The 26,147-nt window shown below is 45.1% G+C and carries 27 protein-coding genes; 20 read left to right on the top strand and 7 right to left on the bottom strand.

Annotated features, from left to right (window positions below):
* The first annotated feature begins 22 nt into the window (after positions 1-22).
* The 5 genes from iorA to H8705_RS05435 all read left to right on the top strand — a co-directional run bounded on the left by iorA (position 23) and on the right by H8705_RS05435 (position 3,798).
* Positions 23-1,765 carry an indolepyruvate ferredoxin oxidoreductase subunit alpha gene (gene iorA, locus H8705_RS05415; protein WP_262394805.1) on the top strand — a complete coding sequence of 581 codons (1,743 nt, stop codon included), beginning with the start codon at positions 23-25 and terminating at the stop codon, positions 1,763-1,765.
* Entirely contained in the window at positions 1,762-2,340 is a 579-nt protein-coding gene (locus H8705_RS05420; protein ID WP_262394937.1) for an indolepyruvate oxidoreductase subunit beta, read from the top strand. Before iorA ends, H8705_RS05420 begins: the two co-directional genes overlap by 4 nt.
* 105 nt (positions 2,341-2,445) lie before the next feature.
* Positions 2,446-2,877 (top strand): ACT domain-containing protein, encoded by a 432-nt coding sequence (locus tag H8705_RS05425; RefSeq protein ID WP_262394806.1) that lies wholly within the window; start codon positions 2,446-2,448, stop codon positions 2,875-2,877.
* A 44-nt stretch (positions 2,878-2,921) separates the two neighbouring features.
* A complete protein-coding gene (locus H8705_RS05430) occupies positions 2,922-3,407 on the top strand; it encodes a YbaK/EbsC family protein (RefSeq protein WP_262394807.1) in 486 nt (161 codons plus the stop codon).
* Positions 3,408-3,465: 58 nt separating this feature from the next.
* Positions 3,466-3,798 (top strand): hypothetical protein, encoded by a 333-nt coding sequence (locus H8705_RS05435; RefSeq protein WP_262394808.1) that lies wholly within the window; start codon positions 3,466-3,468, stop codon positions 3,796-3,798.
* 50 nt (positions 3,799-3,848) lie between these two features.
* Here the strand turns inward: H8705_RS05435 and H8705_RS05440 are convergent, their stop codons facing one another.
* The 3 genes from H8705_RS05440 to H8705_RS05450 all read right to left on the bottom strand — a co-directional run bounded on the left by H8705_RS05440 (position 3,849) and on the right by H8705_RS05450 (position 8,093).
* A complete protein-coding gene (locus tag H8705_RS05440) occupies positions 3,849-6,671 on the bottom strand; it encodes an N-acetylmuramoyl-L-alanine amidase (protein ID WP_262394809.1) in 2,823 nt (940 codons plus the stop codon).
* Between the two features lie 15 nt (positions 6,672-6,686).
* Positions 6,687-6,905 (bottom strand): hypothetical protein, encoded by a 219-nt coding sequence (locus H8705_RS05445; RefSeq protein WP_262394810.1) that lies wholly within the window; start codon positions 6,903-6,905, stop codon positions 6,687-6,689.
* Between the two features lie 81 nt (positions 6,906-6,986).
* Positions 6,987-8,093, bottom strand: a complete 1,107-nt coding sequence (locus tag H8705_RS05450; protein ID WP_262394811.1) for a hypothetical protein — start codon at positions 8,091-8,093, stop codon at positions 6,987-6,989.
* Between the two features lie 96 nt (positions 8,094-8,189).
* Between H8705_RS05450 and H8705_RS05455 the strand changes: the two genes are divergently transcribed.
* The 10 genes from H8705_RS05455 to H8705_RS05500 all read left to right on the top strand — a co-directional run bounded on the left by H8705_RS05455 (position 8,190) and on the right by H8705_RS05500 (position 16,574).
* Positions 8,190-8,486 carry a YabP/YqfC family sporulation protein gene (locus H8705_RS05455; protein WP_262394812.1) on the top strand — a complete coding sequence of 99 codons (297 nt, stop codon included), beginning with the start codon at positions 8,190-8,192 and terminating at the stop codon, positions 8,484-8,486.
* Positions 8,487-8,500: 14 nt separating this feature from the next.
* Positions 8,501-9,718 carry a sporulation protein YqfD gene (gene yqfD / locus H8705_RS05460; protein WP_262394813.1) on the top strand — a complete coding sequence of 406 codons (1,218 nt, stop codon included), beginning with the start codon at positions 8,501-8,503 and terminating at the stop codon, positions 9,716-9,718.
* A 141-nt stretch (positions 9,719-9,859) separates the two neighbouring features.
* The gene (locus tag H8705_RS05465) at positions 9,860-10,828 is read left to right on the top strand and encodes a PhoH family protein (RefSeq protein WP_262394814.1); all 969 of its coding nucleotides are present in this window, start codon (positions 9,860-9,862) and stop codon (positions 10,826-10,828) included.
* On the top strand, positions 10,825-11,334 hold the full coding sequence (gene ybeY / locus H8705_RS05470; protein WP_262394815.1) for an rRNA maturation RNase YbeY: 510 nt from the start codon (positions 10,825-10,827) through the stop codon (positions 11,332-11,334). Before H8705_RS05465 ends, ybeY begins: the two co-directional genes overlap by 4 nt.
* Positions 11,327-11,821 carry a diacylglycerol kinase family protein gene (locus H8705_RS05475; RefSeq protein ID WP_262394816.1) on the top strand — a complete coding sequence of 165 codons (495 nt, stop codon included), beginning with the start codon at positions 11,327-11,329 and terminating at the stop codon, positions 11,819-11,821. The genes ybeY and H8705_RS05475 overlap by 8 nt, the downstream gene beginning before the upstream one ends.
* Complete coding sequence (era, locus tag H8705_RS05480; RefSeq protein WP_262394817.1) at positions 11,818-12,729, top strand: GTPase Era; 912 nt, start codon at positions 11,818-11,820, stop codon at positions 12,727-12,729. Before H8705_RS05475 ends, era begins: the two co-directional genes overlap by 4 nt.
* Positions 12,730-12,866: 137 nt before the next feature.
* Positions 12,867-13,034, top strand: coding sequence for a hypothetical protein (locus H8705_RS05485; protein WP_262394818.1), 168 nt, complete (start codon positions 12,867-12,869; stop codon positions 13,032-13,034).
* A complete protein-coding gene (recO, locus tag H8705_RS05490) occupies positions 13,000-13,752 on the top strand; it encodes a DNA repair protein RecO (protein ID WP_262394819.1) in 753 nt (250 codons plus the stop codon). The genes H8705_RS05485 and recO overlap by 35 nt, the downstream gene beginning before the upstream one ends.
* 31 nt (positions 13,753-13,783) lie before the next feature.
* Positions 13,784-16,162, top strand: coding sequence for an endonuclease MutS2 (locus H8705_RS05495; protein WP_262394820.1), 2,379 nt, complete (start codon positions 13,784-13,786; stop codon positions 16,160-16,162).
* A 112-nt stretch (positions 16,163-16,274) separates the two neighbouring features.
* Complete coding sequence (locus H8705_RS05500; RefSeq protein ID WP_262394821.1) at positions 16,275-16,574, top strand: hypothetical protein; 300 nt, start codon at positions 16,275-16,277, stop codon at positions 16,572-16,574.
* Between the two features lie 105 nt (positions 16,575-16,679).
* Here H8705_RS05500 and H8705_RS05505 read toward each other — a convergent pair whose 3' ends face one another.
* The 4 genes from H8705_RS05505 to H8705_RS05520 all read right to left on the bottom strand — a co-directional run bounded on the left by H8705_RS05505 (position 16,680) and on the right by H8705_RS05520 (position 19,337).
* The gene (locus H8705_RS05505; protein ID WP_262394822.1) at positions 16,680-16,829 is read right to left on the bottom strand and encodes a hypothetical protein; all 150 of its coding nucleotides are present in this window, start codon (positions 16,827-16,829) and stop codon (positions 16,680-16,682) included.
* Between the two features lie 165 nt (positions 16,830-16,994).
* Entirely contained in the window at positions 16,995-17,225 is a 231-nt protein-coding gene (locus tag H8705_RS05510; RefSeq protein WP_262394823.1) for a hypothetical protein, read from the bottom strand.
* 146 nt (positions 17,226-17,371) lie between these two features.
* Positions 17,372-18,664 (bottom strand): sensor histidine kinase, encoded by a 1,293-nt coding sequence (locus tag H8705_RS05515; protein WP_262394824.1) that lies wholly within the window; start codon positions 18,662-18,664, stop codon positions 17,372-17,374.
* On the bottom strand, positions 18,657-19,337 hold the full coding sequence (locus tag H8705_RS05520; protein WP_262394825.1) for a response regulator transcription factor: 681 nt from the start codon (positions 19,335-19,337) through the stop codon (positions 18,657-18,659). Before H8705_RS05520 ends, H8705_RS05515 begins: the two co-directional genes overlap by 8 nt.
* 139 nt (positions 19,338-19,476) lie before the next feature.
* Here H8705_RS05520 and H8705_RS05525 point away from each other — a divergent pair, with 139 nt between their 5' ends.
* The 5 genes from H8705_RS05525 (at position 19,477) to H8705_RS05545 (ending at position 26,129) form a co-directional block, all read left to right on the top strand.
* Complete coding sequence (locus H8705_RS05525; RefSeq protein WP_262394826.1) at positions 19,477-21,834, top strand: extracellular solute-binding protein; 2,358 nt, start codon at positions 19,477-19,479, stop codon at positions 21,832-21,834.
* A gap of 1 nt (position 21,835) precedes the next feature.
* The gene (locus tag H8705_RS05530; protein ID WP_262394827.1) at positions 21,836-22,690 is read left to right on the top strand and encodes a carbohydrate ABC transporter permease; all 855 of its coding nucleotides are present in this window, start codon (positions 21,836-21,838) and stop codon (positions 22,688-22,690) included.
* A gap of 86 nt (positions 22,691-22,776) precedes the next feature.
* On the top strand, positions 22,777-23,529 hold the full coding sequence (locus tag H8705_RS05535) for a carbohydrate ABC transporter permease (RefSeq protein ID WP_316248644.1): 753 nt from the start codon (positions 22,777-22,779) through the stop codon (positions 23,527-23,529).
* Between the two features lie 6 nt (positions 23,530-23,535).
* Positions 23,536-24,936, top strand: a complete 1,401-nt coding sequence (locus H8705_RS05540; protein ID WP_262394828.1) for an efflux RND transporter periplasmic adaptor subunit — start codon at positions 23,536-23,538, stop codon at positions 24,934-24,936.
* Positions 24,933-26,129 carry an ABC transporter permease gene (locus H8705_RS05545; RefSeq protein WP_262394829.1) on the top strand — a complete coding sequence of 399 codons (1,197 nt, stop codon included), beginning with the start codon at positions 24,933-24,935 and terminating at the stop codon, positions 26,127-26,129. The genes H8705_RS05540 and H8705_RS05545 overlap by 4 nt, the downstream gene beginning before the upstream one ends.
* Positions 26,130-26,147 lie beyond the last annotated feature (18 nt).

The raw sequence follows: 26,147 nt of genomic DNA on the forward strand, positions 1-26,147 counted from the left end.
GGGAAAGAGGAGTCGATATAGATTGAAACAGTTAATGTTGGGCAATCAGGCGGTTGCCAGAGGATTATATGAGGCCGGATGTACGGTTGCGTCCAGTTATCCCGGCACACCGAGCACTGAAATTACAGAGTATGCAAGTACTTATGAAGAAATTTATGCGGAATGGGCGCCCAATGAGAAAGTGGCGTGCGAGGTAGCGGTAGGAGCGTCTATCGGCGGCGCAAGATCTTTCTGTGCGATGAAACATGTGGGGTTAAACGTAGCGGCGGATCCGCTGTTTACTTCTTCTTATACAGGAGTGAACGCAGGGATGCTGATTGTGGTAGCGGATGATCCGGGAATGCACTCCTCTCAGAATGAACAGGATTCCCGCCACTATGCCATTGCTTCTAAAATTCCCATGGTCGAACCTTCCGATTCTCAGGAATGTAAAGATTTTGTGGGAATTGCTTATTCGGTTTCGGAAGAATTTGATACTCCGGTTATTTTGCGTACCTCCACCAGAATTGCCCATTCTCAAAGCATTGTGGAACTTTGCGACCGGCAGGAAGTACCTTTAAAGGAGTATGAGAAAAACCCTTCCAAGTATGTGATGATGCCAGGAAACGCCAAAGGCCGCCATGTGTTTGTAGAAGAGAGAATGAAACGTCTTGGCCAGCTGGCGGAGAAGATTTCGATCAATCGTATAGAGATGGGCGACACAAAAATCGGCGTGATTACCTCAGGCGTGGCCTATCAGTATGTAAAAGAAGCGCTGCCAGAGGCCAGTATTCTAAAATTGGGACTTGTGAATCCTCTGCCGGTGGAAATGATCAAAGAGTTCGCTTCCAAAGTGGAAAAACTGTATGTGGCAGAAGAACTGGATCCAGTGATTGAAACCCACTGCAAAGCTAACGGCATTTCTGTCATAGGAAAAGAGATATTCTCCTTATTGGGTGAATATTCTCAGCGTTCCATTCGGGATGCCCTTGGGAAAGCAAATCCTTCTGTAACAAGCTTTGGGGAGAATGTGCCGGTGCGTCCTCCGGTCATGTGTCCTGGCTGTCCTCACAGAGGCTTATTCTACACCCTGGGCAAGATGAAAGTAATGGTCAGCGGTGATATTGGGTGTTACACACTGGGGGCTGCCTCTCCGCTGAACGCGATGGATACCACTGTGTGTATGGGGGCGTCTATCTCTGGCCTGCACGGCTTTAACAAAGCCAGAGGGCCTGAGCAGGCGAAAAAATCTGTAGCGGTGATTGGCGATAGTACTTTTATGCATTCCGGCATTACTGGCTTGATCAATATTACATACAACTTGGGAACCTCCACAGTGATTGTACTGGATAACTCAATTACTGGAATGACCGGTCATCAGCAGAATCCCACAACCGGGCTTACATTAAAGAATGCGCCGACTCCCAAGGTAAGTATTGAAAAGGTATGCGAAGCCGCTGGAGTAAAACGTATCCGGGTCATAGACCCTAACGATTTAAAAGGGATGGAGGCTGCGGTAAAAGAAGAGCTAGCGGTGGAAGAACCTTCGGTAATCATCAGCCGTCGTCCCTGTGCCCTTTTAAAATGTGTAAAGCATGAGCCGGCTTTTGTTATTGATCAGAATAAATGTAAAACCTGTAAGGCCTGTATGAAACTGGGCTGTCCGGCGATCAGCATTACCGACGGCAAGGTTTCTATTGATGAAACTTTGTGTGTGGGATGCGGATTGTGTAAAAAGATGTGCGCCTTTGACGCGATTAAATCTTCTCAGGAGGTGCAGGGATAATGGTTAAAAGTATTATGATTGTCGGAGTTGGCGGCCAGGGGTCCCTGCTTGCCAGCAAACTAATGGGAAATGTTCTGATGGACGAAGGATATGATGTGAAAGTATCGGAAGTCCATGGCATGGCCCAGCGCGGAGGTTCGGTAGTAACTTATGTAAAATATGGCGAGAAGGTTTACTCCCCAGTAATCGAACAGGGGGAAGCCGATTTGATTATGTCCTTCGAAAAGCTGGAAGCGGCAAGGTGGATGCCATATCTTAAGCAGGGCGGAAAGATTGTAGTGAACGATCAGCAGATTTCCCCAATGCCGGTAATTACCGGCGCTGCTCAGTATCCCCAGGATATTATCCAGAAGATGAAGGACAAAGGAGCGGACGTCCTGGCGATTGACGCACTGAAGCTGGCCCATGAGGCGGGCAACGCCAAGGCGGTTAACGTAGTGCTCATCGGCGTAGTATCAAAATTTTTGGACTTTCCACAAGAGGTATGGCTCAAAGCGATTGAAAAATGTGTTCCGGCTAAATTCTTAGAGCTGAATAAAAAAGCATTCGCCCTTGGGAGAAGCGTGGAATTTTAAAGGCCATCGACAAATGGAAAAATTGATGTTATAATAAAACAGCGCTACAATCTTGTGCGGTAGCGTACAACTGCAGTGCCGGCGCACAACGGCAGGGGGTATCGTATGGCAATAAAACAATTATCAATTTTTGTAGAAAATAAACCGGGAAGACTTGCGGAGATTACCAATGCGCTTTCCCAGAAAAATATTGATATCCGGGCGTTGTCCATTGCGGATACCACGGATTTTGGTATTTTAAGATTGATTGTTGATAATCCTGCACAGGCGGAAAGCATCTTAAAAGAAGATGGCTTTACTGTATCCCAGACCGATGTAATAGCGATTGGATTGGTAGACCGTCCAGGTCAGTTGGCAAAGGCGTTGTCTGTTTTGCAAAACGCCGGCGTAGGCGTGGAATATATGTACGCTTTTGTCAGCCGGGAGGATGGTACGGCCGCGGTTATTTTCCGTGTGGAAAACAGCGCCTTAGCGGAAGCCAATCTTGCAAAAGAAGGATTTGAAATCCTTTCTAAAGAGGATGTTTGCAAACTTTAAATTAATCTAAAGACCCGACGTACATTGGAGGAGTTACACAGAAAATGGCGATTGACAAGGTGAGAGAATATCTTAAACAATGGGGTATTGAAGGCGAAATCCAAGAATTTAATACCTCCAGCGCAACGGTAGAACTGGCTGCTCAAGCGCTGAATGTAATACCTGCGCGCATTGCAAAAACCCTTTCCTTTAAACATGAAGACGGCTGTATTTTGATTGTCACCGCAGGGGACGCCCGTATCGACAATGGAAAGTATAAAAAGGAATTTGGCTTGAAGGCTAAAATGCTTACTCCTGAAGAAGTACTGGAATATACCGGCTATGAAATCGGTGGAGTATGCCCTTTTGCTATCGAGAATGATAAGGTAGAGGTTTACACGGATATTTCTCTTAAACGCTTTGATCAGGTGTATCCCGCCTGTGGAAGCAGCAATTCGGCGATTGGGCTGAGCTGTGACGAATTGTATGAATATTCTGGCGCTTACCGATGGATAGACGTCTGTAAGGACTGGGATGAGGAGCTAGAGTAAACCAAAGCGCCTGTTTTAATAAAACAGGCGCTTTGTTGTTTTAAGTGGAGGAAGCAATATGGCAAAGCATGAATTTGCAATTCTGCCGTGGGAACCTAAAGGCCGCTATGACGAATATGACCCTTGGAAATATAATTTTATCAAGGTGGATGATGAACTGATCGAACCTTTACTGCCTTCTTTTTGCGGAATAAAGACGTTCGCTCATACACTGGAGGAACCCTGGGATGGACTGAATTACTGTGGCATTACCCTGATACCGCCCCAAAGTATTCCTGCTTTTCAAATCTCACTTTTGCAATCGGAGCATTTGGGGAGGCTTCAAGAGCTGCTGGCCCTTTTGAAAACGGCGCAAAGCCAAAATAAGTTTGTAATTCATTATGGAATATAAAAAGAAAGCCCTTCTGGAAGCGAATCTGCTTCCAGAAGGGCTTTTTTACACTAGGCAAAAAGTTTGAGTACCGCATCGGTGATTGCATAAGCATAGGCAGTCATACTGTTGGGGTCGGCCAAATTTTCATACTCTGAAGGACTGGTGATATAACCGGATTCTACCAGGACCGCCGGACAAGAATAGAGCATAGTCACCCGATAATAGGTCTGCTCTGTAAAGCGAAGCGCCCTTCCGGTTTGAGCGCAAAGCAAATCACCAATATCTTGAGCAAATGGACCGGACTGATCGTTGTAATAATACACCTCGATACCGCCGATATCCGTGGCGTTTGTAGATTCTACCAGCGAATTGTGGTGCATGGAAATAAACACATCCGCATCATATTTCTCAGTAAAGGCCATGCGGTCGTTTAAAGTCATGGTTTCATCCTGCTGGGTGATATATACGGTAGCCCCTAAAGCCTGCAGCCGTTTCTGCGTCGCCAGGGCGTCCGCTAGATTGAGCACCTTTTCCGTAGGACCTGTAATAGAAGGAACGCCCAAAGCGCCGGGATCTTCGCCTCCGTGACCAGGGTCGAGCACTACCGTGATACCAGTAAGGGGAGCGGCGGTATCTACCTGAAGCTTGGGTTTCTCTTTGAGATAGATAATCGTATCCTTCCCTTCAAAATCCACATTGAAACCATTGATAGAAACCCCTTCATTAAAATGAAAAGTAAGGGTAACGCTGCCATCCTCATTGATAACAGGTTCAATGGAAGAACAAAGCTTTGGTTCCAGCATACCCATATTCATATTTTCGAAGCCGGCGATATTATATAAGGTAAGGACCAATTTTGAGGAATCCAGCTGGCCGGAAAATGCCGGGCGGGCAGAACCGGTGAGCTTTATTTTATCGCCCTTTTCCGAAGGCATGGTCGAAATAGCGGAAATAGTATTTACCGCGCTGTTGTCTCCTTCTAAGATATTGATGCTGTCCTTTGTAACATAACCGCCGCAGGAAAGCTTATAATACCCTTCTTCCTGATCCACATTTTCTGTAATATAATCTACACATTCCGGTTTAAGCACGGTTAAGTAAACGCCTTTTTGTTCCATCGTAGAGCGTACAGGGGTATAAAATTTCATCTGTGCAACTGGGGTAGCGCCCTCTCCCGCCAGATATACTTCACCGGAAGAATCCTGAGTATTGTTCATACCATTATAGTTAAGGCTGAAAGTTACTGGGCCTAGATTTTTCACCTGCCCGGTCTGGGCCAGGGAAGAAAGATCGATAGTTGCCTGATGGGTGGTAGCCACACCCGATTGGGCAGAGGTAACCGGCTGCAGCTGAACGCTCAGTCCGCCGATAGAAGCAGAAACGGTGCCGCCGTAAGGTGCGGTGCAGGAGACTTTTAATTCTTTCCCCGGAAGCACCAGTTCAGGGGAAGAAGGATAGAGATTGTATTTAGAGATAACATTGAGATAGGTTGCAGTTGGCTGGTTGCGGATAATCGTTGCAGTTTTTGTTACTCCGCCCTGGATAAACGTGTATGTATTGGTTCCAAGAGGAACTTGTACCTGTACTCCCCAAAGCCCTGTAGAGGTCTGGCTTTCCAGTTCTTCGCCCTGGTACATCACCGGCTGGGAAGGATCGGAAGTACCGGTAATATAATAAGTTTCATAGGAAGTAATCAGTTGCTCGGAAGGGCGAGTAATTTCAAAATCAGTAGGGTAAGTAAGGTCTATCTCCAAAGAATTATCCGACTCCTGGAAGGAGGCAGCCAGCAGATAGGCGCTGGTACGGGCCTCGGTATTTAGGGAGCTGTAGTTGCTGATCACCAGTCCGGAAGCTCCGTTGTCCTTAGCTAAGGCAGCGTCTCTTTCTATAGTATGCTCAAAAGCGGTTTCGTCCTGTGAGCCAAACAGAGGGTAAAAAAGGACGCCTCCTTGGGAACAAAATTGGCTCCACTCATGCAGCTGCTGGGAGTAAACCTGTGTATCAGACGTATCTCCTGGCGCCGCCAATACAGCAAAATCCACATTTCCAGACTGAATAGCGCCGGTGACGTCTATCTGGGGTACTGTATTGAGAATGATACCAGATCTCTGCACTTGAGGGGTGCTCATATTTTCTTTGATCTGAAGAGAAATATTTTCAATACACTGGGAGTAATTGGGGATAGAGGCATACAGTTTCGTATCCACGCCGGAAAGTACAACGCCGGCGATATTATACCCCTCCGTAAGCTCTTTAGCGATCTCGCCGATAAATGCCTGCACTTCCGCGTTTTCTGGATCAAGATAACAGCCGTTGCCATTATTGATCAACCATTCGGGATTTTTAATCGCCGGACTTTTTCCGTCCAGCTGATTTTTTAGTTGTTCGGCGCTTAAAGTAGAGGCAGCCACGTCCAGAGGATCAATGGCCGCATATACCTGAATACCAATCTCAGAAGCCGCATTGGTGAGATACTCCAACGGATCGAACGAATCAAAAAAGGAATGTTTGGCTTCACCGTCTTGCCAGAACCTGCTTACAGGAAGAAGGCTGGACTTATAAAACGCATCGCACTGGGGGACCGCTTCAAAGAAAATGGCATTATAACCATAGGTGGCGGCAAACGTAACGATTTGATCCAGTTCTGATTTCAGCTCATCTGAGGTAAGGGAGGAGCTGGAAGGAAAATCCGCGTTATTTTGAGTGCGCACCGTCATAGCGCGCAGATCGCCTTCCAAGGCGGGCACCTCCGCCGGGGCTGATTTCGGAAGAGAAAAACCCCCGCCAAGCAGTTCAAATCCCATGAAAACTGTAATTATCAAAGCAATGACTATTAAGCACAGCACCAATACTTTGGTAATGACAGAAGAGTGATTTTTTCTTAAATACATTATGCTAACAATCCTTTACAATTCAAAATCAGATTTATCAAATGTTAACAGGGCGTTAGGCCGCCTGGGAATACGTTTTAAGGGAGCGTATTGATATTTTCGGCAGCGATCAAAAGGATCGGCAACTCCCTTTTTTTCACAAAGGACAGATTTCCCATCCCGGGTAATAAATCCATATTTACAATACTGGCACGCCGGAGAAATCTCTTTGGAAAACAGCCGGAGTCGGTTCATCCTATCACCTTCTAAAAAACAGTATAGTGATATTATATAATAATTAGTGACACATTTCTACAGAAATCGTGCCTGAATTTTTTAACAATTTTTTCTGGCGGCGGTAAATACCAGAATACTGCACATACACATCAGGCAAACACTGCTTATCATCATTTGCGGGGTGATCTGGGCGGCGGGAAGGGCCTGACCGCCAGAGAAAACCATCAAATCGGCCGGGGGCAGAAAACGCAGTGATATTCCAAAAAGAAAGCAAGTCAGTCCCCCATGAACCAGCCGGGAAAGATAAAAGGGAACAAAGTTTATCTGTGAAAGACCGGCAAAGGCAGATTTGATCTGAAAAATAATACTCAGAGAAGAGAAAGAAACCAAAAAGCCAAGAAGGAGAACGCCCCCCTGTGTATGCAGTCCGCTGGCGGCGGCACATCCGGAGGTTACTTCAATTATTCCGGTAAAGGCTGCAATATAAAAGTCTTTGTTTTGCAAGGGAAGGATTGCTGTGAGTATATCGGCGAAAAGACCGGTAATACCTATAGCGCTTAAAAAGGCAATTATAGCGGAAAATGCAACTACAAAAGCGCAGGTGCTTAAAATAGCGGCGCTGGCAGCGGTAACAGAGGATACAAAAACGTCCTTTCCGTATAAGATATCCGATCCTCTTTGACGTTGAGAACAAAGGTCTCTCTTTCGCCGAAACACGATTACTCCAATTGCCAAAGCGGAAAGTATTTGGGAAAAATACAAAGAAAGACCGGCGCTGCGGCTGGACAGCATTCCGGCGCCTACCGCGGAGATTAGATAAGAAGGTCCGGCGTTGACGCAAAAACACAGCGCTCGGGAAGCCTCCTGCGGGCTGATTTCGCGGTTTTTTACTTTAGAGGCAATCATCCTGGCGCCTACTGGATAACCTCCGATAAAGCTCATAAGCACTACACAGCCTAAGTGTTCCGGCAGTCCGAGAATTTTTTTTGTAAATCCGGCTACCGACTTGTTCAAATAGGCCCCCGAACGGGAAAAAGCGATTATATTTGCTAAAATCATAAAAGGAAATAGAGAAGGAATAATGACATTGGCGCAGGCGACCAGCCCGGCACGCACACCTGCGGATACCGCCTGGGTTTCCCACAAAAGGCCGATTGATAAAAGTACCAGTAAAGGGGATAAAAATAAATATCGTTTCCCTTTCAAAACTCCACGCCCTCCCCTGAATAATAAAATGGTCTTTTCTGTAATATCTATGTAGTATAACAGGGTAATAACACTTGGACGGAGGTTTCGAGGTTTATGTTTCATAAAAAGAAAAGGCGCAGAGAAGAGGAGATATCTTTTGGAGATAGGTTGTCCGGCGTACTTCAATTGCCGGTTAATGTGGTGGAAGGACTTCCTCAAATGGAAGTGATGGGAAACAAAGAAGCGGTTATTGAAGGCTGTGACGGCGTGTTGGAATATAATGAAAACGTGGTGCGGCTGAGCACAGGAAAACTGGTGATTAAATTTATGGGCCGGGGACTAATTTTAAAATGTATGACGGATACCGGCGTTATTGTTACAGGATATATCACTTCGATTGAATTTTCCTAAAAGAAGGTGGCGCTGTGTATATCGTAAAATTGCTTCGATTTCTCAAAGGTTATGTAAAATTTGACGCGATTTCCGGGAATATCGAACGCTTTATCAATATCTGTGTAAAGAACTGTGTTTCCCTCTGGGGATGCAGAAAGGAAGAGGAACATTTAACCGGTTTTACGACAGTAAGCGGATATAAAAAAATGCATCGATATGCCCGACGGACCCAGGTGCGGCTAAGAGTGAAAGAACGCCGGGGTCTGCCATTTTATATTCATCGATATCGTAAACGCATCGGTATTTTGGCAGGTGCGTTATGTTTTGTGCTGTTTTTAGGAATTATGTCGAATTTTGTCTGGGTAATTCAGATAGAAGGTAATGAACGGCTAAGCTCGCAGCAGCTGATAAACGCTTTGAAAGAGGCGGGAGTAAGCCGCGGAACGTTAAAAAGCTCTATTGATAATGAACAGGTGGCCCAGACTCTTATGATAAAAGTGGATGATCTGGCTTGGATATCAGTAAATGTTCGGGGAACTACGGTGTTTTTACGGGTTCGGGAAAGGACGATGCCGCCTCAGAAGATAGATACCAATGTGCCGGCGAATGTGGTGGCCGCCCAAGACGGACAGATTCGACATATGGAAGTGTATGACGGTACTCCCGTTTTAAAGGTGGGGGACGCGGTGCGCAAAGGGGAAATTATTGTCAGCGGAATCAACGAGGACCGGTGGGGGCTTACTCATATTCTCCGGGCCAACGCTAAGGTGACCGCTTATGTGCCTCAGACGCTGGAGGTGGAGATTCCCTTAACCCAAACTCATTGTTCCAGTGCGGGAAAAATAATAAAACGAAAATATTTGAATATATTTGGTGCCCAAATTCCACTATTTATCTATAGCGGGATTGAAGAACCGTATAAATTGGAAAAACGGGAGTTTTACCCTCAGGTGATGGGCGTCTCCATGCCTTTTACCGTGACCCGGGAGAACTATATTTTAACGGTGGAAACCAAGGAACGAATTTCCGAGGATACGGCACTGAAATTAGGAAAAAAGCAGCTTGCTTTGTTAGAAAAACAGAAACTGAACGGGGAAATTATTTCCTTTGATGTGAAGGCGCGTACAGAAGAAGAAAAGGTAATTTTGACCGGAGAGTATATTGTGGAGATGGATATTGCCAAGCAGGTGGAGTTTTCTGTCTTTGATACCAAGGATGAAAAAGGAAAGTTTGAAAAGAGCGGATATTGATACAACAAAATACATAAAAAATTCATAAAAAACTGTGGAAAATTACTTGTTTATTGTGTTGCTATTTGGTATAATATGTAATAGTTGTAAATAGCCCTTTTTTGCAAAGGGAATTTGTATAAAGAGAAAGAAGTAAAAAGGATGATAGAACAGCTTGTTAATATTGACCGGATGGAACATGCCCTGGCGTTGTTTGGGAGCTTTGATGAAAATGTCCGGTTGATCGAGCAGGAGTATAACGTGACCGTGACCTGCCGCGGCACAGAGATTAAGGTATTCGGAGATGAGCAAGGAGTATCCCTGGCGGTGCGCGCTATCACAGGGCTTCTTTCTCTTATTAATAAAGGGGAAGCGATTACCGAACAGAATGTGCGTTATGTTATGTCTATGGTCAGGGAAGGTACGGAAGAGAAAGTAGCTTCTTTGGCGGATGACGTTATCTGTATTACCACTACCGGAAAACCGTTAAAAGCCAAAACTTTAGGGCAAAAAAAATATATCCAGGCGATCAAGGACAATACCATTGTTTTTGGCGTAGGGCCGGCGGGCACCGGAAAAACTTATTTGGCCGTAGCTATGGCGGTGCGGGCGTTCCGTGCTCACGAGGTGAACCGGATTATTTTAACGCGTCCGGCGGTGGAGGCAGGCGAAAAACTTGGCTTTTTGCCAGGGGATTTGCAAAATAAAGTAGATCCTTACCTGCGCCCGCTCTATGATGCTTTGTTTGATATGCTGGGGGCGGAGAATTATCAGAAATATGTAGAGCGGGGGAATATTGAAGTTGCTCCGCTGGCGTATATGCGGGGGCGCACATTGGATGACTCATTTATCATTTTAGATGAGGCGCAGAACACCACTCCGGAACAGATGAAGATGTTTTTAACCCGTCTTGGGTTCAATTCGAAAGCGGTAATTACCGGAGATGTTACTCAAATTGATCTTCCGGACAGCAAACGTTCGGGGCTGGTGGAAGCAGTAAAAATACTGAAAAACGTAGAAGATATCGCAACCATTTATTTTACAGAAAAAGATGTGGTCCGGCATCGGTTGGTGCAGGCGATTATTAAGGCATATGAGAAATATTTTGAGGAGGGTAAACGTAACAGATGAATGAAAGTTTGAAAGTATTGATTTCCAACCGGCAAAAAGATGTAAAAATCCCAAGCGGAATGCGGCTGCTGATTCGCCGTTGTTGTCATGCGGTTTTGCTCTCTGAGAATTTCCATCAAAATGCAGAAGTAAGCGTTAGCTTTGTAAATAACGAACAGATTCGAGAACTGAACAACGAATACCGTCAGAAGGACGCTCCGACGGACGTACTATCCTTTCCTCTTGGGCAAGATGGGGTATATGATAAAAATATGGAAACCGGCGCTATCATGCTGGGGGACATTGTTATCTCCGTTGAAAAAGCCATAGAACAAGCGAAGATTTACGGCCACTCCCTTCAGCGGGAAATCGGCTTTTTAACAGTACATTCCATGCTGCATCTGCTGGGGTATGATCATGAAAAGGGCGGATTGGAAACTTTGCGGATGCGGGAGAAGGAAGAAGAAGTACTTACCAAGCTGGGACTGCAAAGAGACGCCAGCTACGTATTGGATGTCAATGAATAATAAGCTGAAGAGGCTGATAAACAGCTTTCGGTACGCTTTTCATGGAATAGGAAGCTGTATCCGGTACGAACGCAATTTTCGAATTCATATGGTGATTGCCCTTTATGTGATAGCTGCCGCTGTGGCAATGCAGGTTTCTAGGGTAGAGTTTTGCGTATTGGTGCTGACCATTGGAAATGTGCTGGTGATGGAGATGCTCAATACTGCCGTCGAAAAGACGGTGGACCTTTCCAAAACCGGAATTAATCATACAGCGAAAATCGCCAAAGATGTGGCTGCGGGAGCAGTGCTTGTAAGCGCTATAATCAGTATTGTCATCGGTGCTGCGCTGCTGTTGCGTTGGGACAGGCTGTTAACGCTGCTGGGGGTATTGACGGCGGGACCATTTTTCTGGATTGCCCTGGTGATTTCTGCTGTTTTAGCTGTTTGTTTTATTTTTGCGTTTCCTGATTTGGAGGAGCGCACTGTGAAAAAGGAGAGAGAATGAAATATACTGAACCAACGTATGATACAAAATCTGCATTTGTAGCTATTGTAGGGCGGCCGAATGTGGGAAAGTCCAGCCTGCTGAACAGTATGGTAGGGGAAAAGGTGGCGATTGTTTCCAATAAACCCCAGACCACCAGAAACCGAATTACCGGAGTATTGACAAAAGACAGCACTCAGTTTGTATTTATTGATACTCCGGGTCTGCATAAGCCTCGTACAAAGTTAAGCGAATACATGGTAAAACAGGTAACAGACAGCGTTGCGGATGTGGATGTGGCAGTGCTGGTGACGGAACCTACGGGGGAAATTACCAAGGCGGAAATGGATTTGATAGAATCTTTTAAATCCATGAGACTGCCTGCGATTTTAGCGATAAATAAGATAGATACCCTTTCCCGGAAAGAATTAATGATGCCCAAAATGCAAGCGTTTTCCCAGCAGTTTGAGTTTGAAGCGCTCATTCCCATCTCTGCGCTTACTGGATATGGGGTAGAGACTATTTTAGATGAATTGGATAAGTTTGCGTCTTCGTCTCCTTTCTTTTTTGAGGAGGACACCCTTACCGATCAACCGGAGAGAGTAATTGTTGCGGAAATCGTACGGGAAAAGCTCCTTCGCAATATGCGGGATGAGATCCCCCATGGAACAGCTGTTTCTGTGGAAAGTATGAAGGAGAGGGAAAACAGCGATATCATAGATATTGAGGTGCAGATCTACTGTGAAAAAGATTCGCACAAAGGCATGATTATTGGCAAAGGCGGCGCCATGCTTAAGAAGGTGGCCTCCCAGGCCAGGGAAGATATGGAGAGCTTCTTAGGGTGTAAGGTCAATCTTCAGTGCTGGGTAAAAGTTCGGGAGGATTGGCGCAACCGGGAAAATATATTGAAATCCTTTGGTTACAATTAATGTTGCGAAAAGGCATCGTCAATTTATTTCATTTGTCAAGCTGTAAATAGTGGAAGGTATGAGATACATTACCACTGATATTGATAGTCACGGAGGAAAAAATATGACTACTAAGTAAGTTTTACGGAGGCAGTCATATGGAAAAGAAAAATGAAATGAATGCATATAATATTTTTTTGAACTCCGGTAAGGTAGAAGACTATCTAAACTATGTGAATATAAAAAAGAATGAACCCCAGTCCCCTTACAGGGACGACACAGGAGAAAACAGTGCATATAACGACGGATGGTATCGTGCTACGTGAGCGCGCGATTGAGGATGAAGACAGTATTTTAACGCTGCTGACAAAAGATCGGGGCGTAATAAGCGCTTATGCACGGGGAGCCAGGAAGCTAAGAGGAAACCTTCGGGTTTCCAGCGAGCTTCTAAGCTACTCGTGCTTTGTGTTGTTTTCAAATAAAGAAAAATATTCCGTTGATAAAGCTGATTTAAATAATGTGTTTATGAAAGTACGAGGGGACATATTGAAACTGTCGCTGGCCTCCTACTTATGCCAGCTGACGGGGGAAGTAGCCCCCAGGGAAGAAAATGCGCAGGAATATCTGCGGCTGCTCCTGAACAGCTTATATTTTTTGGACAGTGATAAACGTACCTGTGAGTTTATCAAGCCTTTGTATGAGCTGCGGATAATGACTATGGCAGGGTATATGCCCAACCTAGTGGCCTGTTGTGAATGCGCCTCTTTCGAGAAGGCGGAAATGTATTTTTTGCCGCTGACTTCTCAGCTTATCTGTGGGGACTGTGTGAAAAATTTACCGGAAAATCAAATAAAATATCTGCTTAATCCAGGGGTTCTGGCCGCGATGAGGCATATTATTTATGCAGGAGATGAAAAGTTATTTAACTTTACACTATCCTCACCTTTGCTTAAGCAATTAAATCAGATCTCTCAGGAGTATATCAAATGCCACCTGGAGAAGAAATTCGATACGCTGGACTTCTACCTGACTATGTCGGATTGAAGCCGGCGTCCTTTTTAGAAAAGGAGGACATATGGACAAATATTGTAAAGCTTTAGAACTTGACAAGGTTCTTGTGAAATTAGCGGACTTTTGTTCCTGCGAAGATGGAAAAACGCTTGCTTTAAATATAGAGCCGCTGACAGAAACAGAAGAGGTAAAGGCGTTATTGGAGAAAACGGTCGATGCCAATACTCTGACCAACCGATATGGAACGCCGTCGGTGGGATCGCTTATAAACTGTACTGCTTGCTTAAGACGGGCGCAGGTAGGTTCCCGTCTTACGATGAAAGAACTACTGGATGTGGCAAGGATCCTCAGCAGCATCGATACTATCGACCGCTGGCACCGTCAGTTGGAAGAAAAACCCGCCAGCTTGGAATTTTTGCTGGATTCGGTGGTGGCTTTGCCGAACCTTTACCGGGAAATTACCTCTGCGGTTCTTTCGGAAGAAGAAATAGCGGATAAGGCAAGCCCGGAGCTTGCGGATATTCGGCGGAAAATCCGCGCCGCCGGCTCCAAGGCCCGAGAAGTGTTGGACAAGATGGTCCGATCCACTACCTATCAGAAGTATTTGCAGGAGAGCATTATTACTATGCGCGACGGCCGCTTTGTGGTACCGGTGAAAACGGAATACCGCAATGAAGTGAAAGGTTTGATTCATGATACTTCCAGCAGCGGCGCTACGGTGTTTATTGAGCCGGTTGGGGTGGTGGAGGCCAACAATGAAATTCGGATTTTACAGAACAAAGAAAAAGTAGAGATCGACCGTATTTTATCCGAACTTTCCGCTCAGGTAGGCGGCTGCTGCGACAGTATTCTGGGAAGCTATGAGGCTATGGTGGAATTGGATCTTTATTTTGCCAAAAGCCGTATGGCGGATGCGATGAAGGCATCCGTTCCTCATATCAACCAGCAAGGAATAATAAACCTGCATCATGCACGGCATCCGCTCATCGACGCGGAAAAAGTGGTTCCTATTGATATTCGTCTGGGGGAAGATTTTGATACTTTGGTGGTAACCGGCCCCAATACGGGCGGTAAAACAGTGGCGATCAAAACGTTAGGGCTTTTGGTGTTGATGGCGCAATGTGGTTTGATGCTGCCGGTTGCCGACAACAGTACCGTGCCAGTATTTGAAAAGGTGCTGGTAGATATTGGAGACGAGCAGAGCATTGAGCAAAGCCTTTCTACTTTCTCCGCTCATATGACCAATATCATCCAAATTTTACAGCAGGCGGACGAACGCTCGTTGGTGTTATTGGATGAACTGGGGGCGGGGACCGATCCGGTAGAAGGAGCGGCTTTGGCAGTAGCGATTATTGAACAGATTCGCTTTCAGCAGGCGAAGGTGATAGCGACTACTCATTATGCAGAAATCAAAATGTATGCATTAAATACGGAGGGTGTGGAAAATGCCAGTTGTGAGTTTGATGTAGCAACTCTGCGCCCCACCTACCGGCTTTTGACCGGCGTGCCGGGACGCTCCAACGCGTTTGCTATCAGTGAACGGTTAGGACTTTCCCAGCAGGTAATCGAAAATGCCAAAGAGCATGTTTCTAATGAAAACGCTCGGTTTGAGGATGTAGTCAGCCAGCTGGAAGCTACCCGGCAGCAGTTGGAGCAGGAGCGTCAACTGGCCCAAAGCCAGCGGCAGAAAGCGCAGCAGAACCGTCAGCAGGCGGATGCTTTACGCAAAAAAATGGAGGAAGAAAAAGAACGGGAGATCGAACGGGCAAGAACTCAGGCGAGGTCTATTGTAGAACAGGTAAACTTTCAGGCGCAAAAATTGCTGGATGAACTGGAGGAAATCCGCAAGAAAAAAGACAGTGAAAACTTCGCCGATATGGCTTCAAAAGCCAAAGTCGCCTTTAAAGCAAATATGCGAAAGCTGCAGGATTTGGCGGACCCGGTAACTAAAAAAACAGGGGAATATAAACCGCCCAGACCAATCCGCCGGGGGGATATTGTCCAGCTGGCGGGGTTAAATAAGGAAGGAACCGTTCTTTCCAACCCGGATGGACAAGGGTATGTTAGCGTTCAGGCAGGAATTATGAAAACCAAAGTCCATCAGTCCGAACTGCGTCTGGTAGATTTAAAGGACAAAAAAGTGACTATAAATAATTCTGGAGTTTCCACCAGAAACGTAACATCCAAGGCGCAGCGGGAAGTGAAAACAGAGATTGACCTTCGCGGAATGACTGCGGACGAAGCGCTCATGGAATTAGATCGGTATATTGACAGCAGTGTACTTTCCGGGGTGACAACCATTACCATCATTCATGGAAAGGGCACCGGCGCTTTGCGTGCGGCGGTACATCAGCGGCTGCGAAAGCATAAGAATATCAAATCCTTCCGTCTTGGAACATATGGGGAAGGGGAAGCGGGCGTAACTGTTGCGGAGATTAAATAGAAATCTTAAAATATACCTATTTGATGTACTTTACTTGCCTTGCGCTTTATGTTATTATTAATATGGTTAATTGTTTAAATTTACATTGAGATAGATAGGAGTAGATGAGCTTATGGCAGAAAAAGTGACTAAGGCGGGATCGCTTACGTTTAAAGGAAAACCCCTGGTGCGAAGCGGAAATACGATTTATTATGGGGATATGGCGGAAAAGTATGTGGCCATGATTCAGATTTTGGATACCGCACCTTTTAAGGAGATGCAGCTCCCTTCCAAAGTTTCTGTACAGATTTGGTCCACTGATGATGAACTTCGCATGAAGGACCGGATTATTAAGAAAACAGAGAAAAACAATTTGTACGATGCGATGAATATCGCCTCCATCTGGTTGGAGCGCCAGCTGGAACAAAAGTAAATAAAAAAAGCCCGCGCTTAAAGTGAACGGGGTATAAAACAGAAAAACATCCTGTCCGATAGTAATATCAGACAGGATGTTTTGCGCTATGCAAGAAAACGAGACTTAACGATCCCTATCATTCATAAAAAAACCAATCAGAACAATCACTATTCCGAGGACCCCACCGCACCAGCCAAAAAAATTCATTGTAGAAATGGCAATTCCGAGTAAAATTATTGCAATTCCCAATAGCATGATTTTTATACGATTCATGGCTCAATCTCCTGATAAATTGTAAGTTTTTAAATAGATTTATATTGTTTTTTGCCATATAAACAAAGAACGTGGGATTTGTTAACGATGGGAAAAGTTGCTCACTGTTGACGAGGACGGACAGCTTTGCTGCTTTTTCACTTATTCGCCCCAATAAACAGAAGATTACCGTTTTAACTTATTTCCGAGGATAACTTTTATCACCACGCAAATTAGCAGGACAATAATCAATGCAATTCCAGTGATCTGAATGCTGAGATACCATGGAGCCGATTGCATGACATATAAATCTGGATTTTTTTTGTAATCTAGATATTTAAAAACCGCACTGCCAATAAAAACACCAGTAAAGCTTCCCATAAGTATGTTGATAAAATAATTTATCTTTTTAAGCATTTTCCTCACCTCTGAAAATCCGGAGTTATCCCACGGATAAATTATACTCTATTTCCACATCAATTGTCCAATCAATTAAAAGCACATGCTTTAATAGCTCTTTGAAAATCCCCATTGTCATTACAAGCAATCAATTCCACTAAGTTTTATTCTCTGGGAAGGGAGAGCACAAAAGTACTGCCGCCTCCGGGAGTATCTTCCGCCAAAAGCTTTCCGCGATGAAGAGCGGCAATCTCCCGGGCGATACAAAGCCCAAGGCCATAGTGGTCCTTTTTGCTTCGGGAAGAATCCACACGGTAAAACCGCTGAAAGATCGCTTCTTTCAGTTCGTTTGGTATACCTGGACCATTGTCAATCACTCGGATTTGGATAGATTTGTGATATCGAGTCAAAGTTAAAACGATTTTTCCCCCTTCAGGGGTATAACTTATCGCATTGTCCAGTAAAATGGAAAGCACCTGATCGATGCGGAGAATATCGCACCGGCATTTTGGAAGGGGAGTGTCTGGCAGGACGGAAGTAATGGAAATTTTTTTCTTCTCCGCTATAGGTTCAAAATGCTCCGCCGCACTTAGCACCAGAGTTTCCATCTCCGCTTCTTCCCAATGTACGGGCCAAGTGCCGCTGTCTGCTCCTGCAAGAGTAAGCATATCAGCGATCAGTTGGGACATGCGCCGGCATTCTTCTGTGATAGTTTGTGAAAAGCGCTGGGCTTGTGTTAGGGAGGCGCTTTCCATGGCGGAAATACTTGCTTGAATAACCGCTAAAGGAGAACGCAGTTCATGGGAGGCGGCAGAAACAAACTCTATCTGACGTTTCCGGCTTTCCTCCACCGGTTTGATCGCCCTGGCAGTAAATAGCCAGGCAAACAGCCCAAGAAAAAAGATAGAAAGCAGGGTCAAACCCAAAAAAGTCCAAAAAAGATAGAAAATCTGCTGTTCATCTTTGATTTGGGATTTCACAATCGTAATCCCAATCCATCCCTTAGAAAGAGGAACAGAGGCTACGGCGCCGTAATATTTTTGGCCGGTATAATCTACAAATTCAAAATTTACTTGCTGTGCTTGCAGGTGGGAATCCGGCGGACGGCGCACATCAAAATTAAATTCCTCCAAAGCGGTTTGGTAAGCTTTTGCGAAAAGCTGAGTGCGTATTTCTCCTTGTTTATTTTTGCTGTAAAGGATCGGGATGCCTTTATCCATAATATCGATCATCAAATTGCCATTGGCTTCCGTTTGAGAAAGCCAGGTATGATCAATAAACGTTTGGCTCTGCAGATGAAATAGGATAGAATTCATATCGCTTAAAAAGGAAGCCTGAGCCCGATGAGTCAGCTGGCTTTGAGAGATATAAAAAGCCCCCCAAGCCATCCCCGCCAGGATAATTCCCGTAATAAGCGTACAGATCACGGTAAGGCGTATACGAAGTCGTTTAAACATGGGCACCCTCCAATTGATATCCTACTCCCCGTATGGTTTTGATTTGAAGGAGACTTCCCACGGACTTCAGTCTCCGGCGCAGGAAATGGATATAGTTGTCCAAATTTCCGTCCTCCACTGGAGCGTCTGGTCCCCATACCCGGGAGAAAAGCACGCTGCGAGGAAGAATTTGTCCTGGATTTTTAATCAACACTTCGAAAAGATCCGCTTCCCGTTTGGAAAGGGTACAATTACCGCAAATACCTTGTAAGGTTTTAGCGGCGCTGTCAAAGACAATATCCCCAAAAGAAACAATATCGCTGCTTTCCCAGGTGCGCGGGCGGCGTTTCATCGCCCGGATACGGGCCAACAGTTCCTGCATATCGAAAGGCTTTACCAGATAATCATCCGCACCGCAATCCAGTCCTTCTACCCGCTGTTCAATACTCCCTAAAGCGGTCATCAAAAGAACTGGAGTCATAATCCCTTTTAGACGCATTTGGGTAAGCACCTGCAGTCCATCCATGGAAGGAAGCATCCGGTCCAGAAGAATAAGATCGTGGGCCTGCTGGGTAATCCAGCGCAGACCATCGTCCCCATCGTGGCACACGTCAACGGTAAACCCTTCCTGCTGCAGCCGGAAACCAACGGCTTCACACAGTTTTTCATCGTCTTCTATCATAAGAATACGCATGTGTTCACTACCTTACTTATTTATTAGTGTCAGTATACCATAGAAATCTAAAAACTTTCTTTAAAATTTCCAGAAAGTTTAGAGATTATCATGGTAAGGTGATAGCTGGAAAGACTATTACTAAAATGTTGGAGGATAAATGATGAAACATATAGGAAAACAAATACTGTCCTTATTTTTGGCTTTTATTTTCGTAATATTGTCCGCTTGTTCAGCAGCGTCCCCTGCTGAAAATGAACAGGATAATACTCAAAATATAGCTATGGGACGTTATATTGAGGAAGAATGCAGCCTGCCCGCACAAGTAAATTATATTGAGAGCTTAGTACAAACTTCTGAGGGCAATTTAGAACTGATTGCCAATACAGATCCGGAAAAGGCTCTTGGCCCTTGGAACCTTTACGTTTCCAAAGATCAGGGAATATCTTGGTCTCAGGAGGAGGCCCCCTGGCTGGACGCCTTGGGAAGATCAACCATTTCCAGTATTGCCTACGACCAGACAGGCGGAAAATATATTTATTATACCGATATGAGCGGTATTGATATTGAAGCTGTCATGCGAGGGGAAATTCCTCCGGAAGAAATACAGTTTCCACAGGAATCTTTTGTTTATGTAGATGCTCAGGGAACGGTAACTTCAATGGATTACCAGCTGCCCTATGACGAAACTGGGGCGGGCGCCAGCGACATACAGGTGGCACAGAATGGAGATCTCTTACTAAATACTTATTTCAGCCTGCTCCAGGTCGACAGTAAAACCGGGGAGATAAAAAATACCTTTAAGCCGGATACCGGATATCAGATAGGGGATTTTCTCACCTTTGGAAATGATGTGTATTATTTTGACGGGGATAAAATCCTCCGCAATGATTTGATTTCTGGAGAACCGTTAGAAACGATTTCTGTCATCCAGGGGGAAGAAACTGCCGGTACACCGAAAGCGATCGTTTATGGTTCGGCTGCCTCTGAACGGATAATGGCGGTAGACAAAGATCATACCGCGATTTACTATTGCGATCCCACCGGACTTTACCGCCGCTTGCTGGACGGCTCCATGCTGGAAAAATTAATTAACGGGGAACTTACCTCTCTTAACATGCCGTCTATGACTACAAGGAAGTTTTTTGTTCTGGAGGACGGAAATTTCCTGATTTATTATAAAGATGAGGAGAAAAATGTCCTCTTAAAATATGCTTACCAGCAGGACGTCCCTTCGGTACCCACTACAGAACTAAAAGTCTACTCTTTGGAGGATAACCAGACGATCCGCCAAGCAATGGGACTGTTCCAGCGGGCTAACCCGGATACCCATGTGACTTATACCGTAGGAATGACCGGAGAGGACGCTGTCACCGTCTCTGACGCCCTGCGCGCCCTAAGTACGCAGCTGTTGGCGGGAAAGGGGCCGGACGTTATTGTTCTGGACGGCATGCCGATTGATTCTTATATTGAGAAAAACGTTCTGCTGGATTTAAGCGAATACCTTAAAAAAACATCGGGGGAGCTGTTATCCAATATTGCGGAAAGTTACCAGAGAGAGGACAAAAAAACCTATGCGGTCCCCGGACGTTTTATGGTGCCTATGATGCTGGGAGAAGCCAGCACGATAGATCAAATTACCAATCTTACTCAACTGGCGGATTGGTTGGAGAAAGAAAAGGACCACTATGCAAGGCCGTTGGAAGTATCCTATCCAGCGAATTTAATCCGGCAGTTTTATCCTGTATGCGCTCCGGCTTGGATAAAAGAAGACGGATCGATTAAAACAGAAGAGTTTTCCCAATTTCTAAAGGATATTCAGCGGATTTCTCAGCTGGAAGAAAAAGCAGAAGATATCAGCGAAGAAAATTTGGCGCAGATTGCTTCCCTTAATAACGATTTAGTATCCGGCTCTATTTATTGGAAATACGATCAACACGCTTTGGCTCTGGGGGATATGAATACTCTGAGCGCCGCGGCTGCGCCAGATGCTGCAATCAGGGATAAGAGTGTAGAGGGAAGGCTGACGCCTTTGGCAGGCCAAGTCAGCGGTATATTTGTGCCGAAATGTATTCTTGGTGTTAACCAGAGCAGTATGCAGAAAGATCTTTCCCTTGCATTTATTGATACAGTCCTTTCACAAGAGGTACAGGACAATGATTTTGAAGATGGTATGCCGGTAAATTCCTCATCTTTTAAAAAAGCGCAGCACAGCCCTTACTCTGAAGAAGACGACGGTATGTACTACAGCATAGGTTACGTGAGTACTGATGACGAAACCGAAGAACAAGACGATGAACCGGTGATCACTATGGAAATGCAGATTAAATGGCCTTCGGAGCAGTTTATGAATACTTTGGCTGATCAGTTGGAAGGTTTGAGTACGCCGGTAACGGTGGATAGAGTTGTGTTGGATACGATCTGCCAGGAAACGGTACCGTATTTTGAAGGGACCAGGTCTTTGGAAGATACGGTTACCGCCGTTACAGAAAAACTTAGATTATATCTCTTCGAATAATATGAAAAAGCGAAAAAGCACAAGAACAGATTTCAGCGGTCTTTGGTTTATCGCTCCCAGTTTAGCGGGGGTAAGTATTTTTGTACTTTTTCCCTTTGCCGATGTTATCCGCCGATCTTTTATGGGGGCGATGAACAGCCAATTTGTAGGCTTCTCCAATTATCTTACCGTTTTTTCTAACGAGGCGTTCCGTTTAGCGGCAAAAAATACCCTGCGGTTTATGGGAATTTGTATGCCGCTTTTAATTGGTCTTTCTTTGTTGATTGCGCTTGTCCTGTTCAGCCGGATGCAGCAGGCTGGATTTTTTAAAACTACTTTCCTTATACCTATGGCGGTACCGGTAGCGTCAGTTGTGTTATTGTGGCGGGTACTTTTTCATAGAAACGGACTTCTGTCTGCGTGGATTGTTTCTATAGGCGGACAGGGAAGCGACTGGATGAACAGTCCGTGGGCGTTTTGGATTTTGGTGATGAGTTATCTTTGGAAAAATTTAGGATACGATATTATTTTATGGCTGGCCGGGCTTGTCGGCATTTCCCCGGCAATTTTCGAAGCGGCCCGGGTAGATGGGGCAGGAACGTTCCAGATTTTTTGGAAGATTACTCTTCCTAATCTTCTGCCATCCTTATACACTATTACCGTACTTTCTTTTTTAAATTCTTTTAAAGTGTTTCGGGAAGCGTATTTGGTAGCGGGAGATTATCCTCATACCAGCATGTACTTGTTACAGCACCTATTTAACAACTGGTTTCGAGATCTTTCCATGGATAAACTTTCGGCGGCGGCAGTTTTAATAGCTTTGGTGATTTTTGGGTTAATTTTACTGCTGCGCCGGGCTTGGGAGGAGAAAGAATGATGAAAAAATATTTTCCTCTTTTTTTGCCGGCAGCACTCAGTTTAGCCGTCTGGCTTCCTGTTCTTTTTTTAGCAGGCGGTTCCTTAATGGGGACCGCGGAGCTTACTAAAAATCTCTCTCCGGTTTTAAATGAGACCTATGGCTATGCGTCTTGGGATTTACTGCCCCATTTTCCTACATTGCGCCCATATGTACGGCTGTTATTGGACCAACCGCAGTTTTTTGTAATGTTTTGGAATTCTGTAAAACTTACCGGCGCTATTTTAATTGGACAGATAATATTCGGCGTTCCAGCGGCCTGGGGATTTGCCCAGTTTGATTTTCCAGGGAAAAAATATCTATTTACTGTTTATATTGTACTTATGCTTATGCCTTTTCAGGTGACGATGGTATCCAGCTACTTAGTATTAGATCAGTTTTCCTTGTTGGATACTCATTGGGGAATTATTCTGCCTGCGGTATTTTCCACTTTTCCAGTGTTTATTATCTATCGTTTTTTTCGAGGAGTGCCTTGTGCGGTGATTGAAAGCGCGCAGCTGGACGGCGCCGGAAAATGGCAGGTATTTTTTCATATTGGGATTCCTTTGGGAATGCCGGGAATTATGTCGGCGATAGTCCTTGGCTTTTTGGAATATTGGAATATGATTGAACAGCCCCTGACCTTTTTGCGGGATAAAACGCTTTGGCCGCTGTCCCTCTATCTTCCCGATATTGCCGCTGATAAAGCAGGGCTGGCGTTGGCGGCGTCAGTTGTGACGCTGGCGCCGGCAATTTTGGTATTTTTATACGGTCAGAGCTACCTGGAACAGGGAATTATCGCTGCCAGCGTAAAGGAATAGAAGATTATGGAGATAAAAAATATACTGTATTTTAGAAAAAATCCGGAAAAGAAAAAAACTATTCAGCAAAAAGCGCTGCGCCTTTTGACGGGGTTTTTTACGTTCATGCTCCTGTGTACTTTCCTTTCCCGGGCGGCCGATTCCTTGACCGTACCCCTTGTGGAAACAAGTTTGCCCTCCCGAAGCCCGATTGTACATATAGCAAGCGGAGAAGGACGCATCCAAGCGGATGGAAAGGTTGCGGTAACTGCGTTGGAAGGAATGCTGGTAAAAAGCATAGACATCAAAGAAGGTGAAGAGATACAGGCGGGGGATACGCTTTTTATTTTGGATACTCAGAGTATCCAGGAGAAATTATTTAAAGAACAGCTTTCCCTGCAAAAATTACAACTTCAGTTGTCCCAGTATCAGCAGGATGCTTTTTTAGGCGCCCAACGCGCCCAAGAAGATTTGGAAACTGCTGAGGAAAGAAATGAGCAAGCGGTGCGCCGGGCGTCGTCCGACCGACGTAAAGCCCTTCGCAAACTGAGGGAATACAGCGATGAATATGAAGGGGACGACAAGGACTATGACGAAGAGGAAGAGGGAGAACAAGACTGGAAAGATACCGACGCTGTTTATCTTTCTTTACGGGATGCCTACCATAGCGCTCAGCGGGAATACGAGGATGCGCTAAATAAACAGGAAGATGATCTTCGCTTAGCAAAACGTGCGCTGCAAGATGTTCAAAAACAGGAAAACGAAGCGAAGATTACCGCGATTGACTGCCAGCTTCAGCAGATGGAAGTCAACAAACTCCAGGAGTTGTTAAATGAAGAAGGGAGGGTTCTTTCCCCTATAGATGGAGTAGTAAGCGAGATAGCGGTACAAACGGGAAAGTTAACTTCCCGGGAAGGGGCGGTTATGATCTCTGAAAATTCTTCTGGATTTTCCTTTACAGCACAAATGCCTGTCTCAGATGCAAAATATGTTTCCTTAGGGGACAAAGGTTCCATTACCATCGCCGGCGATCAGGATAAAATTACTGGATGCTTAGTGGAAAAAATACAAACAAAGGCGGACGATCCGGCCATATCCCAGGTTACTCTGCGCCTGGCGCAAGGACAAGGAGGGATTGGAATGGCGGGAACCGCACAAATTTCCAAGAAGACAAAAGATTATGAAACTTGCGTACCGCTGAGCGCGATACGAATTAACGAGAAGCAACAAAAATATATTCTCACAGTAAAAGAAACGGAAACGGTACTGGGAAAAGAATATATTGCCGAGGAAACGGTGGTTACCATACAAGACCAAAACGAAACTACCGCGGCGGTTTCCGGGCCGTTGGACCGAAATACAAAAGTAATCGTTTCCAGCAACAAAAATATTTTTGCAGGCGATCGTATACGCCTGCAAACGCCATGATCCCGGTGGGAAAGCAGTGGACTGTGATCATCTCCCTTTTGCTGTCCATGCTGTGCGCCTGGAGCTTTGCGCTGGCCGCCAGCAGCCAACTGGAGCGGACTGGGAATATTTCTGTACTCCACTGCGACACTATTTCTTTTTCACAGCTTGCCCATATGAGGGAAAGGGAGAAGCGCACAGAAGTTTCGCTGGACTTTACTGCCTGGAAACAGATAAATTATGAAAACTTAGAAAGTCTGGAATTGGGCAAAACTGTCTTTGTGGATGCAATCGCTTTTTCAGGGCAGCCGGAGATGATATTTCCCCAGGCAGGGGGATTATCACCGCAGGATCTTAGAGGCTGTATTATTGATAAGCAAACCTCCTACCAGCTGTTTGGAGACGATAACGCTTTGGGAGGGACAATCGTTTATGATGGGCGAAAATATTTTGTACGCAATATTATTTCCGCGCCCAAAGGACTATTCTTATTTGTTCCCCCAGAGGAAAAAGAGATAGCGTTCGATAGGATTTCCTTATCTACAGCAGGACTCCCTTTTTCTCAAAGAGGGATAGAAGAATTTTCTTACCGCCATGGTATTTCGGTAAACTTCAGCATATCAAACGGCGTTTATCAGGGGATGGGAAAGTTATTTGCCTTTCTGCCGCCAGCATCGATTTTTGCAACGCTGCTGCTTAGGATGTTTCTTTGGATAAAGAAAAAAAGAGACTATCCGGTACTGATGGGAATTGGTTTACTGATTATGACGTTCATAATAGCGATGCTTTTGTGGATTACCGATTTTCATTGGTCCTTACCAGAAAGTTTTATTCCTACCCGTTGGTCAGATTTTGAATTTTGGGGAAAACTGTGGTCCCAATGGATGCAGCATACAAAGCAATTCATCTTTATGGAAAAATGCCAGACGGAAAGATATCTTCTGTCTTTTGTAATAACATCTATGCTCTATGGGATCGTTTCATTTTTAATTTTCTTGCTGTGGATTAGAAAACTGCACCTACTGTCCTCAAAACAACTTTTTCTTACGATGGTATTTTCTTTGAGCGCCACATTTATTTCTGTAATTTTGGTCGGCGGATCTCACTATCCCAATGGCAGTACTCGAATGCTTTGGCTGCTTTTGCCTTTTTATTTTTTAGTGGACTATATGTTAAAAAACGAAAGAGAGCAGGTCCGAAGCGGGAGCGAATAGAAAAAATGTAATGACAAA

The organism is Youxingia wuxianensis (genome assembly GCF_014385085.1).
GTDB lineage: Bacteria > Bacillota > Clostridia > Oscillospirales > Ruminococcaceae > Youxingia > Youxingia wuxianensis.